This window comes from Cardiobacteriaceae bacterium TAE3-ERU3 (assembly GCA_019218315.1).
Lineage (GTDB): Bacteria > Pseudomonadota > Gammaproteobacteria > Cardiobacteriales > Cardiobacteriaceae > JAHUUI01.
Map to the genome: position 1 here is coordinate 661,176 of JAHUUI010000001.1, position 16,071 is coordinate 677,246.

18 protein-coding genes are annotated in these 16,071 nt (G+C 47.5%); 6 read left to right on the top strand and 12 right to left on the bottom strand.

The genetic code is table 11. The annotated features are described in order from the left end of the window. Positions 1-7: 7 nt before the first annotated feature. From KRX19_02990 to KRX19_03005, 4 genes are all read left to right on the top strand, one after another. A complete protein-coding gene (locus tag KRX19_02990) occupies positions 8-367 on the top strand; it encodes a response regulator (GenBank protein MBV7433981.1) in 360 nt (119 codons plus the stop codon). Positions 368-369: 2 nt separating this feature from the next. After that, positions 370-828 (top strand): chemotaxis protein CheX, encoded by a 459-nt coding sequence (locus tag KRX19_02995; protein ID MBV7433982.1) that lies wholly within the window; start codon positions 370-372, stop codon positions 826-828. A gap of 142 nt (positions 829-970) precedes the next feature. After that, on the top strand, positions 971-1,519 hold the full coding sequence (locus tag KRX19_03000) for a VUT family protein (GenBank protein MBV7433983.1): 549 nt from the start codon (positions 971-973) through the stop codon (positions 1,517-1,519). 59 nt (positions 1,520-1,578) lie between these two features. Further along, positions 1,579-1,881, top strand: coding sequence for a hypothetical protein (locus tag KRX19_03005; GenBank protein MBV7433984.1), 303 nt, complete (start codon positions 1,579-1,581; stop codon positions 1,879-1,881). Here KRX19_03005 and KRX19_03010 read toward each other — a convergent pair. From KRX19_03010 to KRX19_03030, 5 genes are all read right to left on the bottom strand, one after another. Then, positions 1,878-2,726 carry a penicillin-insensitive murein endopeptidase gene (locus tag KRX19_03010; protein ID MBV7433985.1) on the bottom strand — a complete coding sequence of 283 codons (849 nt, stop codon included), beginning with the start codon at positions 2,724-2,726 and terminating at the stop codon, positions 1,878-1,880. The two genes, KRX19_03005 and KRX19_03010, sit on opposite strands and share 4 nt — an antisense overlap. Positions 2,727-2,766: 40 nt before the next feature. After that, the gene (locus KRX19_03015) at positions 2,767-3,711 is read right to left on the bottom strand and encodes an ABC transporter permease (protein ID MBV7433986.1); all 945 of its coding nucleotides are present in this window, start codon (positions 3,709-3,711) and stop codon (positions 2,767-2,769) included. Next, the gene (locus tag KRX19_03020; GenBank protein ID MBV7433987.1) at positions 3,708-4,688 is read right to left on the bottom strand and encodes an ABC transporter permease; all 981 of its coding nucleotides are present in this window, start codon (positions 4,686-4,688) and stop codon (positions 3,708-3,710) included. The genes KRX19_03015 and KRX19_03020 overlap by 4 nt, the downstream gene beginning before the upstream one ends. Positions 4,689-4,828: 140 nt before the next feature. After that, a complete protein-coding gene (locus KRX19_03025; GenBank protein MBV7433988.1) occupies positions 4,829-6,376 on the bottom strand; it encodes an ABC transporter substrate-binding protein in 1,548 nt (515 codons plus the stop codon). A 35-nt stretch (positions 6,377-6,411) separates the two neighbouring features. After that, positions 6,412-8,139 (bottom strand): ABC transporter ATP-binding protein, encoded by a 1,728-nt coding sequence (locus KRX19_03030; protein ID MBV7433989.1) that lies wholly within the window; start codon positions 8,137-8,139, stop codon positions 6,412-6,414. Positions 8,140-8,331: 192 nt separating this feature from the next. Between KRX19_03030 and ykgO the strand changes: the two genes are divergently transcribed. Next, a complete protein-coding gene (ykgO, locus tag KRX19_03035) occupies positions 8,332-8,457 on the top strand; it encodes a type B 50S ribosomal protein L36 (protein ID MBV7433990.1) in 126 nt (41 codons plus the stop codon). 66 nt (positions 8,458-8,523) lie between these two features. Here ykgO and KRX19_03040 read toward each other — a convergent pair whose 3' ends face one another. The 3 genes from KRX19_03040 to KRX19_03050 are packed head-to-tail and all read right to left on the bottom strand — an operon-like array spanning position 8,524 to position 11,554. After that, on the bottom strand, positions 8,524-9,630 hold the full coding sequence (locus KRX19_03040) for an FUSC family protein (GenBank protein ID MBV7433991.1): 1,107 nt from the start codon (positions 9,628-9,630) through the stop codon (positions 8,524-8,526). 1 nt (position 9,631) lies between these two features. Further along, positions 9,632-10,885, bottom strand: a complete 1,254-nt coding sequence (locus KRX19_03045; protein ID MBV7433992.1) for a sodium:proton antiporter — start codon at positions 10,883-10,885, stop codon at positions 9,632-9,634. A 36-nt stretch (positions 10,886-10,921) separates the two neighbouring features. Continuing rightward, entirely contained in the window at positions 10,922-11,554 is a 633-nt protein-coding gene (locus KRX19_03050; GenBank protein MBV7433993.1) for a hemolysin III family protein, read from the bottom strand. Between the two features lie 120 nt (positions 11,555-11,674). On the opposite strand from KRX19_03050, the gene KRX19_03055 reads away from it, so the two are divergent. Next, complete coding sequence (locus KRX19_03055) at positions 11,675-12,295, top strand: methylated-DNA--[protein]-cysteine S-methyltransferase (protein ID MBV7433994.1); 621 nt, start codon at positions 11,675-11,677, stop codon at positions 12,293-12,295. A 13-nt stretch (positions 12,296-12,308) separates the two neighbouring features. Here the strand turns inward: KRX19_03055 and KRX19_03060 are convergent, their stop codons facing one another. The 4 genes from KRX19_03060 to KRX19_03075 form a co-directional block, all read right to left on the bottom strand. Continuing rightward, positions 12,309-12,551 (bottom strand): hypothetical protein, encoded by a 243-nt coding sequence (locus KRX19_03060; protein ID MBV7433995.1) that lies wholly within the window; start codon positions 12,549-12,551, stop codon positions 12,309-12,311. A gap of 428 nt (positions 12,552-12,979) precedes the next feature. Continuing rightward, complete coding sequence (locus KRX19_03065) at positions 12,980-13,996, bottom strand: catalase (protein MBV7433996.1); 1,017 nt, start codon at positions 13,994-13,996, stop codon at positions 12,980-12,982. A gap of 270 nt (positions 13,997-14,266) precedes the next feature. Further along, positions 14,267-15,412 (bottom strand): iron-containing alcohol dehydrogenase, encoded by a 1,146-nt coding sequence (locus KRX19_03070; GenBank protein ID MBV7433997.1) that lies wholly within the window; start codon positions 15,410-15,412, stop codon positions 14,267-14,269. A 162-nt stretch (positions 15,413-15,574) separates the two neighbouring features. Continuing rightward, positions 15,575-16,063: an HXXEE domain-containing protein gene (locus tag KRX19_03075; GenBank protein MBV7433998.1), complete on the bottom strand. Its 489-nt coding sequence runs from the start codon at positions 16,061-16,063 to the stop codon at positions 15,575-15,577. Positions 16,064-16,071 lie beyond the last annotated feature (8 nt).

Genomic DNA, 16,071 nt, shown 5'->3' on the forward strand with positions numbered 1-16,071 from the left:
ATAAGTGATGTATAAATTGATGGTCGTTGATGACTCTAATATCATTCGCAATCAAATTGCTAGGATGCAAAAAGATAAGCAGTTTGAGATTGTCGCAAAAGCACGTAATGGGCTTGAAGCAATTAAATTTGCAAAAGTGCATCGGCCTGACGTTGTGACGATGGATTTAACTATGCCAGAGATGGGCGGATTAGAATGTATCAAGGCTCTGGTTGCAGATAATCCGAAGATCTTAATTCTGGTCATTTCTGCATTGTCAGATAAAACAACAGGTATTCGTGCGCTTAGTTTGGGTGCGAGTGGGTTTTTATGTAAGCCATTTACAGAAGAAGAACTTCTTGATGCACTACAAGAGTTGGTAAATTAGTTATGTTAGAAGAAAAGCGCTTTCAAGTATTTATTAATAGTGTAAATCGCTATTTTTATGAAGTGAACAAAGTCAATGTCAAGGTTGGTACACCATATTTGGTGAAAAATAACACACCTGCGTTACAAGCTTATACAGGTATTATTGGAATTTCAGGGCCATACCGTGGTTCTGTTTATTTCACTGCTCCGCGGATCTTGCTCAGACACTTGCTACTTTCACTTCAAGAGCCTGATGAATCAGAAGAGAATATCTTAGATTTAATTGGGGAAATAGCAAATACAATCTCAGGTAATGCACGTACTGAATACGGTGCTGACTTTATGATATCTGTTCCAGTAGTTGTGAAAGGTACTCCTGATCAGATTTACTTACCAAAGACAGCGCGTAGCTTTGTGATACCAATCACCTGGAAGGAATACACGGCAGCGATTGTAGTCAGCCTTGAGAGAGGTAGTTAAAAGGTATTGTTTGTGGACTTTACCGCGAACAACGGCTAGTATCTAACACGATTTACGAATGGCATTGGGGCGCGGACTATTTTCTGCCAACCCCATTAACAAATAAACCTGCGGCCTGTTTCGTCGCAAGGTGAGGAACACAATGAACAAAACTCTCTCCCCATCGGGGTGGCAGCTGCCATGCCTGATTGCCTTATATGTTGGTGCGATTTTACTCGCTAACCTTACGCTTGATGATTTTATACCATTGCCGGGCTATGGGCTTCTGAGTATCGGTACTATCTTTTTTGCGGCCATTTTCACCTTGCGTGACCGTATTCATAGGGTAGGTGGTGTATGCAGCGTCTTCATTGCCATTACGTTGGCTGTGATCATCAATACCGTCACAGCCGGTGTTCTTGATACGCCAATTCGCTTTATTTGTGCGTCGTTTATCGCTATTTTGTTTGGTGAGCTGGCTGATACGGCGGTATATCATCGTCTACTGCACCGTAGCTGGGCGTTACGCGTTGTGGCTAGTAATGCCGTCAGCGTGCCACTCGATAGCGTGTTATTCACTTTGCTGGCATTTTATGGTGATTTGTCCGGCGCTGAAATTGCACAGATTATTTTTGCTGATATCGCCGTTAAATACTCGATTTCTTTGTTGTTTATGTTGCGTTTGCGTTCATCTCGAGTGGTGAACATATAATGGAGGCGCCTACTATTCCCCGACTCAAAACAATTGAGAATACAAAGCCACAGATGCGCATGAGTATCGAGCACGTTCTTCTGCTGCCTGAATTGTGTCCAGCATCCAAAAACCCCAAGCAAGGCAGTACGCTGACTTTGCAATACGATGCAGGTGCGCAGCTTTTAGAGTTATTCAGCCTCGATAAATATATCAATGCCTATATTGGTCATCCAATTGTGCGTGATATGGAGTTTTTCACCCAAACTGTGGCGCAGGACGCCGCAGATGCGTTGGGTTGTGAGGTCTCAGCGACTGCTGAGCTGGCGTATAACATGATCGCTCAACGCCAGCGTATCGTGGTCATCGCACAAGCGAGCTAAGATCCGATCAGTGCCACGCACTGTGGGTGCAGTGGTTTTGGCAGCTTAGGCTTGCTTGGCTTGGGTGGCTTTGGATGCAGAATTGCATCGCTTTGATCTGCGATCCAGTTATCGAGGTCGGCATTACATCCATCTCCCGGAGGAGGCGGTGCTTGTGGTTCACATTCCGGGCTACCTTCAGGACAGCGCATACGCACATGGAAATGCGCGTCGTGCCCCCACCATGGGCGGATCTTGCGCAATCGCTCGGTTGCATCAATTGTGTAATGCTGCTCGCACAGGTGCTTTTTGATTACTGGGTTGACGAAGATTCGCGTGGTGTCTGGGTGTTCCGCAGCAGCCATGACGGCTGCCGTATAAGCCTCCTGCCAACGACCGGGGACTAACGTATCACGTGCTTTATCAACCATTGTTGGCGGCTCAATATCAGCAGGTGGCATAGTGCCTTCGGATACGGTATAGAACCAAAAGTCTACGTCCAATCCATTCTGGTGGCTGGTGTGACCAAAAGGCATCTTACCCCCCACAGGCTGGCTCATATCGCCGATGAGAATCTGCGCATTGTAAATACTGCCCATGTAGTTGGCGATATGATTAATTGCACCAAGAGTAATCGGCTGGGTGTAGTAACGGTTGCGATGGCGGCGGATACTGACGTAGCCATATCCGCGCTCTGGCAATACTTGTGCCCCAAGCTGACAACCATTTGCGTAGCCACCAATAGCTTGCGGTGTATTGCCAATTGGTGAAAGGATCTTACTCCATGCATTGCTTTTTTGTGGATCAGCCGCAAGTGCAGTACCTGCGGCCAAAAGCATAGAAAGGCAAAGTGCTCGAGTTGCCATGACGTTATAAGCTGATGTGCTTTGAGCAGTTGAGCACTGTTTATTCCTTATCCAACTTGGGATTGAATACGTCGCGTAGCCAGTCTCCAAGCAGGTTGACGACCAGCGTCAGAATAACCAGTACCAAACCTGGGAACAGGGTGATCCACCATGATCCGGAGCTGAGGTATTCAAAGCCGTTGGAAATCAGTGAACCGAGTGAGGGCTTGTCTGGTGGCATACCAAGGCCGAGGAATGACAGCGCAGCTTCACTCATGATTGCGTTGGCAATCTGTACGGTCGAGATGACGAGAATTGGCGACAAGCAGTTCGGCAAGATATGACGGAACATGATGCGCAGAGGATTAAAGCCCATCACCCGCGCAGCTTCGACGTATTCCTTGGACTTTTCTGACAAGGCACTTGAACGGATGGTGCGTGCGTACTGCGGCCACTCTGCAACGCCGATGATGATGACCAGGATCAGCACCGCATGGGCGGCAAAAAATTCGGCACCAAAGGCGGTTTTGAAAATGGCTGAGATGATGATTGCGACCATCAGGGTTGAAAAAGACAGCTGAACATCGGCGATACGCATCAGGAAGTTATCCAGCCAACCACCGTAATATGCTGCATACAAGCCAACAATAACCCCGATGATCATCTGCAAGCCTACAGCAAAAATACCAATCGCAAGTGAGGTACGCAGGCCGTAGAGGATGGTCGAGAGAATACCGCGACCTTGCTCATCTGTACCGAGTAAGAAACGCTCTTCACCACCACTCATCCACACTGGAGGCAGCTCGCTGTCCATGAGGTCTATAGATGAGAGATCATAAGGGTTGTTGGGGGCTAGCCATCCTGCGAAGACAGCAGCCATAATAAAGATACATAGGGTTAAAAATGAGAGCACAACAACTTTGTCGCGCTTAAAGTAATACCAGAAGTCCGAGCTGCGAAAGCGCTGGAAACGGCTGGGGTTGCCCATTTCTACTGGGGTACTCATGATTTTTTGCCTCCAGAGAGGTTGACGCGTGGGTCAATCAGACCATAAATCAGATCGACAATAGTATTGGTGACGACGAAGATAAATCCGACGAAGACGATATAAGTGGTCAGGAGCGGAATATCTGCGCGGTTGACTGCTTCGAGGAACATGAGTCCCATGCCAGGCCACTGGAATACAGTTTCGGTGAGGATGGTATAGGCAAGCATCATACCGACCTGCACACCGCCGACGGTAATCACCGGCAACATGGTATTACGCAGAGCGTGCTTGTAGCGGATTTCGCGCTTGCTCAGCCCTTTAGCACGTGCAAAGCGGATGTATTCCTGCCCGAGTGATTCCATCATTTCTGCGCGGATCAGGCGGATAAACAGTGGCAGCATGATTGAAGACAATGCTACAGCGGGCAAGATAAGGTGCAGGAAGCCGTCCCACGTTAGCAGGCCAGTACTCCAGTATTTAAACGTGACGATTTCACCACGCCCATAAGAGGGGAGCCAATGCAGGGTTTGTGAAAAGACGTAAAGCAGTAGGATAGCCGTGAGGAATACGGGTATGGATATACCGATGGTGCTCACGCCCATAATAATTTTAGTCAGCCAGTTGCGTGGGTGAATGGCGGTGTAAATACCGAGTGGTATTGATAAACCAAAGACGATCAGCGCAGAGGCGATTACCAGCTCAACGGTTGCTGGCAGCTTTTCCAGAATAATGTCGATGGTTGGGCGCTTGAAAAAGTAGCTGGTGCCGAAATCGCCATGTAAGGCATTATTCAGGTAGTGCCCGTATTGGACGAGAAACGGCTCATTAAGCCCAAGATGTTCACGCAGGGCGGCCTTTTCCGCAGCTGAGGCACTCATTGCGGTCATTTGTGCGACTGGGTCACCGAGTTTACTTTGCACCGCAAAGGCGATGAAAGAGATAACCAGCATCACGATGATGAGTTGAAAAATACGTTTGATCAGAAATGTCAGCATGGTATTTGTGGTTTGAGGCGTTAAGGCGCCCGGCAATTGCCGGGCGGGCTTTTGCAGCTTTTAGAGCCGTAGCAGCAAAAGTGCCACGGGCTGCAATGGCAGTACTGCGTTATACACCAGTACTGCTTACATATGTTGTGTTATTTTTCCTCAACAACAATATTCTGGAAGAGCGGGAAGTTCTTCAAGTTGACAGATTCCGGGAAGTTGGTGATTTTGTCACTGTAGCCCCAGTTGAGGTTCTGCCAGTGCAGTGGCACGAAGATCGCTTCATCATATTCGATCTTGCTGGCTTCTTGCAGCAGTTTGTTGCGCTCTTCACCATCTGGCAATGCATTGGCTTGGTTAATCAGCTCATCGAGCTTCGGCTGCGTGTTGCCGTTACAGTTGTACTGACCAACGCCGGTGTCTGCATTGCGGGTCATGGTCAGGTATTCGCTAAAGTTGGCGCTGTCGCCAGTATCAGAACTCCAGCCGATCATCGGCATGCCCGCCGCACACTTGTCGAACTCATCCCAGTATTGCGCTTTTGGCATAGTAGTCAGGTTGACGGTGATGTTGATCTTTTTGAGCATCGCGGCAACGGCTTGTGCGATTTTTTCATCGTTCACGTAGCGGTTGTTTGGTGCGATCATGGTGATGGTGAAGCCGTCTTCATAGCCTGCTTCTTTCATCAGCTCTTTAGCTTTTTCAAGGTCATAGCGTGGCTCAAGATCGGCATTGTGGCCGCTGTAGCCTTCTGGTGAGTTTTGACCAGCAGTGGTCGCAAAGCCGCGCAGAATTTTCTGAACGATACCGTCGTTATTGATCGCGTAAACAACTGCTTGACGCACGCGCTTGTCTTTAAATGGCTCAACAACATTTTGGTTCATCTGGAACGTGATGATGCGGTCACTTGGGATGCTGTAAAGCTCATAGCCTTTAGCGTCCTTGATGCGCTCAAGGTCAGTTGGTGGTACAGGGTAGATCCAGTCAACATCGCCAGAAAGCAGCGCTGATACGCGGGTAGCATTTTCTTTGATTGGAACAAGCGTGAACTTATCGACGTTACCGGTTTCACCCCAGTAATCAGCAAATTTCTTATAGACGCTCTTCACGCCTTGCTGACGGCTTTCAACCATGAATGGGCCAGTACCTGATGCATTTGCAGAAGCAAATGTGCCAGTGCTCTTTTCGATTTTGGCTTTGTCGTTGCCTTTGTCGTCAGTGCCGGTGTAGAAGTCTTCGTCCATAACGAACAGGTACGACATATTTGGTACAACCAGTGGGTATGGTTCTTTGGTGGTGAACTCAACAGTGTAGTCGTCAACCTTGGTGATGCCTTCGTAGGCGGTAAACAAGCCTTTGAAGTCGCCAGAAGAGAGCATGCGGTTGAAGGTGAAGACAACGTCGTCAGCAGTCATTTCGTTGCCGCTGTGGAACTTGACGCCTTTGCGCAGGTGGAAGCGGGTCACAGTTGGAGAAACTTCTTCCCAGCTTTCGGCGAGAACAGGCTGGATTTCCAGATTGTTGTCAAAGCGTACCAGTGGGTCAAATACCCAGTTTGCCATTTGCAGTGTGCCGCTTGAAAGTTGCTCTTGCGGGTCAAGTGAGACAGGGTCTGCATCAAATGCTGCGGTGATTTCTGCAGCATTGGCGGTTGCCATTGCAGCAGCAATGGAAAGGGTTAGCAGGGTCTTTTTCAACATAGTGTTGGCTCCTTGGGTTAAAAATTAGGTTTGTATCAGCTTAGTGCCTGACGTTGGATGCCACGGTCAAAACGCGGCATCAGATCAATCAGTTCGCGGGTATAAGCATTGTCCGCGTGTTCAAACAGCTTGTCTGTATCGTTGACCTCGACCAGCTTGCCGAGCTTCATTACGCCGATGCGGTCGCACATTTGGCGAATAACCGGTAAATCGTGGCTGATAAACAGCATGGTCAGGTTTAGCTCAGCCTGCAGATCCTTGAGCAAGTTGAGTATTTGTGCTTGAACCGAGACGTCGAGCGCAGAAGTTGGCTCATCACAGATCAATAAGCGTGGGCGGGTAGCTAATGCACGGGCAATGGAAATACGCTGGCGCTGACCGCCGGAAAATTCATGTGGAAATTTATCCGCAGCGTTGCTTGCAAGGCCGACGTGCTCAATCAAATCGCGCACGATTTCACGTTCTTGCTGCGCTGAATCAGCGAGCTTGTGGAAGCGAATTGGTTCGGCAATGATGTCCTTGACGCGCATACGCGGATTGACTGATGAGTACGGATTTTGGAAGACCATCTGCATCTGGCGGCGCAACGGGAGGCGCACTTTATCAGACGTCATTGCGGTGAGATCTTGCCCTTCAAAGAAAATTTTGCCGCTTTGTGGCGGATGCAGGCCGGTGATTGCGCGTGCTGTGGTCGATTTACCTGAGCCGGATTCACCGACCAGCCCAAACGTCTCGCCCGCGTGGATATGGAAGCTGACGTGATCAATCGCCTGAACGTATTCACGCTGGCTCTTGAATATTGAATGGCGGGTGATAAAGCGCAGGGAAATGTCTTCGACGCGCAGGATGGGGCCATCGTATTCCGGGATAGCTTCTTTGCGCCCTAGCCAGTGGGTTTTAAGGTCGAGTGGTATGTGCGCATTGGCATCTTCAATATAGGTGACCAATGGGAAGCGATCGAGCTTAACGTCAGATGGTGGTACCGCTGAAATCAGGCTCTTGGTGTATTCATTTTGCGGATTGCGCAGTACTTGCTCTGTCTCGCCAATTTCCATCAGGTTGCCGCGATAAGTAACCATGACGCGGTCTGTAACCGAGGCAACAACACCCATATCGTGAGTGACGAGCATACAACCGACGTTATTCTCACGGCACAATTTGCGCAGCAGTTGCAGAATCTGGTCCTGAATTGAGACGTCTAGTGCCGTGGTCGGCTCATCGGCAATGATGAACTTGGGTTCAGTCGAAAGGGCTATCGCAATAACGACACGCTGGCGCATGCCGCCGGAAAACTGGTGCGGGTACTGCTTGAGGCGGTTTTCCGGCTGTGGAATCCCGACCGCATTAAGCAGCTCTATCGCGCGCTTTCTCGCTTCGCTACGGCTGACTTTAAGATACGCAAACATTGGCTCCATCAGCTGCTCACCAATGGTCAGAAGCGGATTGAGTGAGGTCATCGGATCCTGAAAGATAAAGCCGATATCTTTACCGCGCAGATGGCGCATTTGTTCGCGGTTGAGCTGGCGCAAATTTTGCCCATCGAGATAAACCTCACCGCTGCCAACGTAGCCTGGAGGGGTGAGTAGATCAGCAATTGCATTACCAATAGTTGATTTGCCCGCACCGGATTCACCAACAATACCGAGGATCTCACCGGGGTAAAGATCAAAGGAAACACTATTCACCGCAGTAAAGTCCCCGTGTCGCGACGGATAAATAACGCTTAAATCCTTAACGCGCAAAAGTGGCTCGCCTGAGTGCATGGTGTCTCCTGATGATTTTTGAGGATTGTTAATATTACTTTGAACAGCGCGAAGGCGCAAATAGTAACGTATAAAGATAATGTTTATGGCGGAATAAGACAAGGGTCAGTAATGGAATGAGAATTAAGGGGACAGGCTTGTCATGATAAATATAAATGTTATAACATAACTCTTTTACTCAAGAGGTGTCTTATGAAAGTTGTTTCTTCTCTCAAGTCCGCCAAGACTCGTAGCCGTGATTGTCAGGTTGTACGTCGTCGTGGGAAAATTTTTGTTATTTGCAAGAGTAACCCACGCCTGAAAGCACGCCAGCGTTGATTGTCAGCTATATTGTGCTGTTTGGAAGCCGCCTTGCTATAGGCGGTTTTTTGTGTACAAGACGGGTTAAATCTCGTCTTTTTCTTGATCTTGCTCAGCTGCAATAGCTTGCTTTGCACCATCACGACGTAGTTCGTCAATACGCTCAAGGACGATATAAACGTCTTCAATACGCGCAATACAGCGCCGCCAAACAATGTTGCCATCTTTGTTGGCATCAATTTTCCCAATATGTAACGGCAGTGCCGAAGTTGGAGATTTACCATCAGCAAAGTGATAAATAGTGTGGCTGAGTTGCTCAATGGCATTAATCAGCCCTTCTGGCGGCAGATCGGCTTCGCCGCGTTGATTGCGGCGCAGGCCTGCGCCAATTGCTTCTGAAAGTAGCAGGACGCTGGCGTATAGCCGCACAATCCGGCGGTCATATACCGTCGCAAGATTGTAAATCGTAGTTGCTTTGATGCGCCCACGCAGTGACCAGCGCGCCGTATTGCGTGCATTGACGATTGCAGCATCGAGCTTGGTCAGCTGCTCGTGTGCGGCAAAGATATTGCCAGTTGCTTCGCGGGCAATTTTACTGTTGCCTTCTGTGAGCGCAGCTGCGCTGCGAGCTACATTGCTGCTGAGTAGGCGCAATAAATCCTGTAAATCGCGATGCAGGCGTGCCATTGGGTCGGGCGTGAGCAATACCTGACTGAACAGCAGCCCGGTAGCGCTACCAATGATGACGTCAATCAGGCGTGTAAAGCCCGCGGTTTCTGTGCCAAAAGCCAGAATTAGCACGGTTGAAACGCCGGACTGAATCATCACCACTGGCGGTAGCCCGAATGAAGCACCTAAAATCATCGCTATCGGTACACCGCAAAGGATTTTCCATTCAATCGCATCAAAGGGGAGATGCTGCATCACTTCACCGACCAGAATGCCAGTTGTGACGCCAAGTACGACACTGACGCCTTGCAGGCCGTGGTTGGGCAGACCTGGTGCGAGGCAGATGATAGCGGTGATCGCAGCAAACATCGGCCGTGGATGGCCCAAAAGATAATAAGAAATTAGCCAAGCCAAAGTACCGGCAACAGCAGCCATTGCTGCATTGCGCGATGCTTTTTTCCACCGAGGGAAAATTGTTCGCCGAAAAATGGCGCTGATTTTGCTGATCAGTGGTTGTGACATTTTATAAATTGGGTAAATCCGGGTGAGTGAGGTTCTTGGCAAGTTTACCGACCGTCATACCCTGCACAATAATTGAAAATAGTACGATGGCATAAGTCATGGTCAATAAAATATTACGCTCAGATCCATCCGGTAACGATAACACCAAGGCAACGGAAATACCGCCACGTAAGCCGCCCCAAACCAACACTTGCCATGTGTCTTTAGGCAGTGAGACGTCTTGGCGCAATATTCCCATCACTGATTTTACGGCAATGAGTCGCGCGAGTAATGCAATTGCAATAGCACCAAGTGCAGCCCACCACACATTGCCAGATATGGTTAGGGTGACAATCTCGAGCCCGAGCAAGACAAACAGCAGGGCGTTAAGAATTTCATCGATCAGTTCCCAAAATGAATCGACATATTTTTGTGTCTGACCACTCATTGCATGCGCGCGACCTTTGTTGCCGAGCAGCAAACCAGTCATCACCATTGCCAGTGGGCCGGATAGATGCAAGTACGTGGCAAGTGAGTAACCGCCGAGTACTAATGCTAGCGTAATCAGCACTTCTTCCTGGTAGCTGTCGATGCTTTTTAATAAGCGATAGCCACACCATCCAAGCACGAAGCCGAAGACCATCCCGCCACCAGCTTCAACAGCAAATAGTTCAAGGACATCCAGCATAGTGGGCAGCTTGCCCATATGCAGTACTTCAAGCAATGCAGCGAAGACGACTACGCCAATGCCATCATTAAATAAAGACTCACCGGAAATCACCGTCTCGACCGACTTTGGTGCACCGACTGACTTTAAAATACCCATTACCGCGATCGGATCAGTTGGTGAAATCAGCGCACCAAACAAGAAACACCAAATCAGCGCGACATCTAGCCCCAGCCAACTGAGCAGATAATAAGTCAGCATCGCAACAATCACTGTTGAGAGCAGCGTACCAACCACAGCCAGCATGCCTACCCGCCATTTGTGTGCGCGTAAATCTGTCGCCTTGACGTGCAGCGCACCGGCAAACAGCAGCATCGAGAGCATAATGTCCATCAGAACATCCGCAAAATCAATATTGCCGAGCAATTGGCGCTCGTAAGTCAGCAGCGACTTGATCCCCAGCGCATTGAGTACGATCAGCACGATCGACATCATCAGCGCAATGAACATTACCCCGATCGTCGTCGGCAAGCCAATAAAGCGTTTATTGATGTAGGCAAAAGCGGCGGTGATGCACAAGCAAATCACGCCAGTATAAAAAGCGCTCACGAAGACTCCTTGTCTTTTTGGGGGCGATAGCGCCCATTATCCACGATAGCCAATTACCCACCCATAAATACTGATAAAGTGCGCCACGCTACCTGCGAGGACGAATAAATGCCAGATACCATGGCCGTGCTTGATCTTCTCGTCATTAATAAACCAGTACACCCCGACCGTATAGCACAGCCCGCCGATAATAAGCCACACCAGCCCACCAGTTGGCAATAGCCGCACCGTTGGCACAATTGCATAAAGAATCAGCCAGCCCATCAGCATATAAATGATCAACGACAAAATTCGCTGACCCTTGCCGAAAATGAACTCTTGAATGATCCCGAACAGCGCCAGCCCCCAAGAAATACCGAATAGTGACCATCCCCAGCCACCGCGTAGCGTCACCAGTGCATAAGGCGTATACGTACCCGCGATTAATAAATAAATAGAACAGTGATCTATCTTTTGCAGAATAAGCTTTGCACGCTGTGAGCGTACACTGTGGTAAATCGTCGAAGCACCATAAAGTATGATCAGGCTTGCCCCGTATACACTTGCCGCCACTACATCATATACGCCACCATGATAAGCCGCGCGCACGATCAAAAGCACTGTTGCTGTGATAGCAAATACCGTGCCGAGTAGGTGAGAAATACTGTTAAAGCGTTCACCGTGATACATAACGTACTCCAGGTATCGATGAGTAGATATTATTATAACTAGCGCCGCTGATAGATTGAACCGCGCAACTTTGAAGCTGCAATGCAGTAAACTGTTACCACACTCCAGCCGGGCATAATCATGACCACCAATCAGCCACTCAGCCCTATGAATAACCAAATGGCTTACGACAGCCTGCTCGCTACCATTGAGCATCTTGGGCAAACCTGCAAACCCAAATGTAGCGAGCCAAGCAAAACCCTGATCATGGATTTTATGCCGTCACCGCTTGGTAGCATGTGCCTCGCCGCTGATCAGGATGCGCTGTATTTACTCGAATTTGTTGACCGAAAAAACATCGCTAAAGAACTCGAAGACCTGCTCAAAAAATGCAACGCCGTTATCGAATATGGCGAAAACCACATCACCCGACAAAGCAAAACCCAGCTAGAGGAATACTTTAGCGGCACACGGCAAACCTTCGATATACCCACGCACATGCTCGGTACTGACTTCCAAATCAGCGTATGGCAATCCCTGCTTACCATCCCTTACGGTGAAACCATCAGCTATGCTGAGCAGGCCAAGTACCTCAAGCGTGATAAAGCCGTGCGCGCAGTTGCCAATAGTAATGGCATGAATCGCATGGCAATTATCTATCCCTGCCATCGCGTTATCGGCAGTAATGGCAAACTCACCGGCTATGCAGGCAAAATCGAACGCAAGGCATGGCTACTTGCGCATGAAAAACAGCATATATGACATCACGTAGCAATTATAAGTACACGAATAGGGCATACACAGCGCCAACAGCGACAATTGCCAAGCCGGAATAGCTCAATTTTTTTGCCCATTTAAGCTGATACTCATGTGCCAGCATGCCCGCAGTGCGAATGAATAAACCCGTACTCAAAACGGCTTTGGGGTAATCTTCTTGAACGAAAGAGGGAATGACTATGGCGAGGCCGATGATCATCATCAGCACGATGGATAAAATGATGTTGATTGTGCGACGCATAAAGCTATTATTTGTTTTTGTTTAATGTTAACAGATAAATAATTATATTATAGTATGCTGTGATTATATTGGACATATATCCATTCGTTAAGGTTACAGATATTAAGGCGTCTCAAATTCTATTGAAAGTGAATGGGGCAGATAGCGTGATGCTGTATGGATGTTGGAAACTATTTATACAGGACTGGTATGGGTAGTATCTGTAATGACTTGGAGAGGTGGTCGCAGAGCTAGGGTTACTAGCTGGTGAGTCAACCAGAGTTACCAATGCAATAAAAGTAATTTAATCATCAGATTAATAGGATGCCGCCATAGCATAGAAAACCTGTGTAATAGGTACATGTTATGGCGGGCATACCCTGATCAGCTTACTTTTCCAAAGAAAAGTTGATTACAGCTGTGATTTAGTAAGAAGCACTTCAACAATTCTAATGTGATATTTCACCTTGAGCTTCTTTTTCTAAATCACGCGGCATTTCATCAGGTAAACCGGCACGTTGGCCAAATTTAATAGCGTACGCAGTATTACGGGCGTCAAATAATGGATCTTGTGGTGGAGATACGCCTTTAGGAATTTGCGCTGGGAAATAAACCTCGCTATCACAAGACAAATCATCATAGCTGGTGATGGTTAACTTGCCGAGCTCGATTTCATGATGTTCCCCTTGCCAAAGTGCCGTAGTGTCATCAGTCTTGTCCTCAGGGTTAGCAAAGGTAAGGTAGAGCGTATAACTGGCTTCTCCATTTTCTAAGTCTTGTAATGAATTTTTAAGTAAGAAATTGTCTGATGTATTTGCCAATTCTTCTTCGCTTAGGTCTTGTACCCCTTTTTCTGGCTGCCAATACCAGCGCGCAGCAACTTTTGTACCGTCTTTTAGCTCAAACCAGAACGTATGCACACTGTAAAAAGCAGTTTTGGTCAGGGATTTGGTGACTCCAACTGTCTTGCGGAATTCAGCAAAATCACGAAATGACGGGATTTCTTCGGTAACTTTTTGAATCAACTCTTGGTCAACTTTGCCATCTTTTGGTAGTCGTATTTTGAAGAATAAACCAAAGTCATCTACCGTCTTTGCAAAATTGATTGGTGAGCTAAGCATGACTTGCGTCCAAACCTCATCGTTACCTTGTAGGCGCAATGCCATACCGCGAGTTTTTGATTTGTCGCTCCAATTATTGCCACCCAATGAATAACGGATTTGCACTGGAATTTTTTCTTGGTTAAATAGAGGTACATTCAGTTCACTATCTTGTACGGGAACAAATTCACCCGTCGCGCACCATCCTTTAGTGTGATTGACTTTTGATTTTGGGTGGTTCGGGTCGCCATTCAGCTCAGTCAATATTTCCGCAATGGTTTGTGCTGTGTAGTGCTCCGGTTCGTTTGCGAAAGTTGCGCTTGCAAATAGAGCTAAGCCTAAGCAGCTATAACGTATCATCCTCATGATATACTCCTGTTTTTAAATGATATTTTTAGTGTTAAAAATTATATCCTAAAGAGGGGTATTTCACTAAGTAAATATTAATGAATTTACTGTAATTTATATAAAATTATTTTTAATAACGCGGATTTATATTTATCAGTTACGAGTACATATGTAGGTTCTCGCTATATTTTCTAAGGCTAATGCATATAAAGAGCGGCACCAGTGGCTCATAAAAAAGGATTGGTACAAAATTGCACCAATCCTTTACTTCTGAGCCAGGCTGGAAAGTCAGGCGATTTTCTTGAACAGTTCGATAATCAGTTCTTTGTCAAAGTACTTGGGATTAGCACCTGCACAAGGGTCGACCATCGCGTATTCAGCCATCTTGTCGTAGTCAGGGTTTTCTACGCCCAGCTCGGAAAGTTTTTCTGGAATACCGACTTCCTTGGCCAATTCGCGAATCCGCTTGATCACATAATCAACACATTCCTGATCGCTCTTGCCTTCGGTGTGCATGCCAATAACTGATGCAATCGGGCGGAATTTATGCGGTACTTCTTTGGCATTTTCTTCTTCGACATCTGCGAGCAGCATCGCGTTGCACACACCATGCGGCAAGTCGTAAATTGCGCCGAGCTGGTGAGCCATTGCATGCACATTACCCAAGCCGCAATTACTGAAGGCAATACCATTAAGGAAGCAGGCATAAACCATATTTTCACGTGCCTCGATATTGCTACCGTCCTTGACCGCAGTTGCGAGGTTTTCAAAAATCAGCTTGATCGAATAGAGTGACGTTGCATCGGTAACAGGATAGGAAAATTTGGAAATAACCGACTCGATTGCGTGGGTCAGCGCGTCCATCCCTGTTGCAGCGGTCAGCGCAGCTGGCTTGGATACCATCAATTCCGGATCGCTGACGGTGATTTTGGCAATTGCATTATTATCGACCAGCACCATTTTTACCTGACGCTCTTCATCGGTAATCACGTAGTTGATGGTGACTTCCGCAGACGTACCCGCAGTAGTCGCAATCGCCACAATCGGCAAGCACTCTTTGCTGGTCTTATTAATGCCTTCGTAGTCCTGTACATTACCGCCATTGGTCGCGAGCACGGCAATTGCCTTACCGCAATCTTGCGCTGAACCGCCGCCAAGGCTGACGACAAAATCGCAGTTTTCTTTTTGCAACAGCGCCAAACCGGTCTCGACATTTTCAACCGTCGGATTGGGTTTTACCTTGGAATAAGTGACATGCTCAATGCCGCATTCATCCAAAATAGCGCTGACCTTGTCGACCATGCCATTTTTAGCCAAAAATGGGTCGGTCATGATGAATGCTTTTTTGTAGCCTAACTTGCCAAGCGCATCTTTAAGTTCTTGCAGGCAGCCACGACCAATAAGATTGATAGATGGTACGAAATACATACTCATAGCACACCCCATAGTTGATGAATTATATCTAAATTTATACTTATTATTTTAATATAACCACTTGCATCAATCCAGAAGATGGTCGCCTATTTAGAATAAATTTTGGTTATATATCAAAATCTTGAAATAATGTAAATCATTTTTATTTGAATGGATTTACTACTATCTTTTCCTGCTATAACTGTAGATAGCATGTGCAGTGGCAAGATTGACCGCTGCAAAAGCAGTCCAAATTACTGAAGCAAAAATAAGGGATGTCACAGGAGCAACAGACAGGCTTTGGGACAGAATATAAAAACATAGCGGCAATTCTAAAGGTACGGTTATCAGCTTCGGCACAGGTAGCCCGTACTTTTTCAACATAAAAAACTGCCCGCAATGGAGCAGCAAATGCAGTGTATAGGCTGCAACCATGCCGAACCACCAAGCGCTTTCAGGAAGCAGCAGGCTCACAGTGGCAATAATCATGCCTTCCCAAAGTGCAATAACAGCAAAGCCTGTTCTAGATATGCTAAGAACAGGCTGTAATTTCGAGGGCAATATTTTTGCCAACTTGTGGCGATGATGCCGTAACCACGGCGGCAAAAGCATCACTTCTTCCAGTTCATGGGCAATGAAGCAAGCTATGAATAAATAGATTTCGATGTTCATAGCCATTT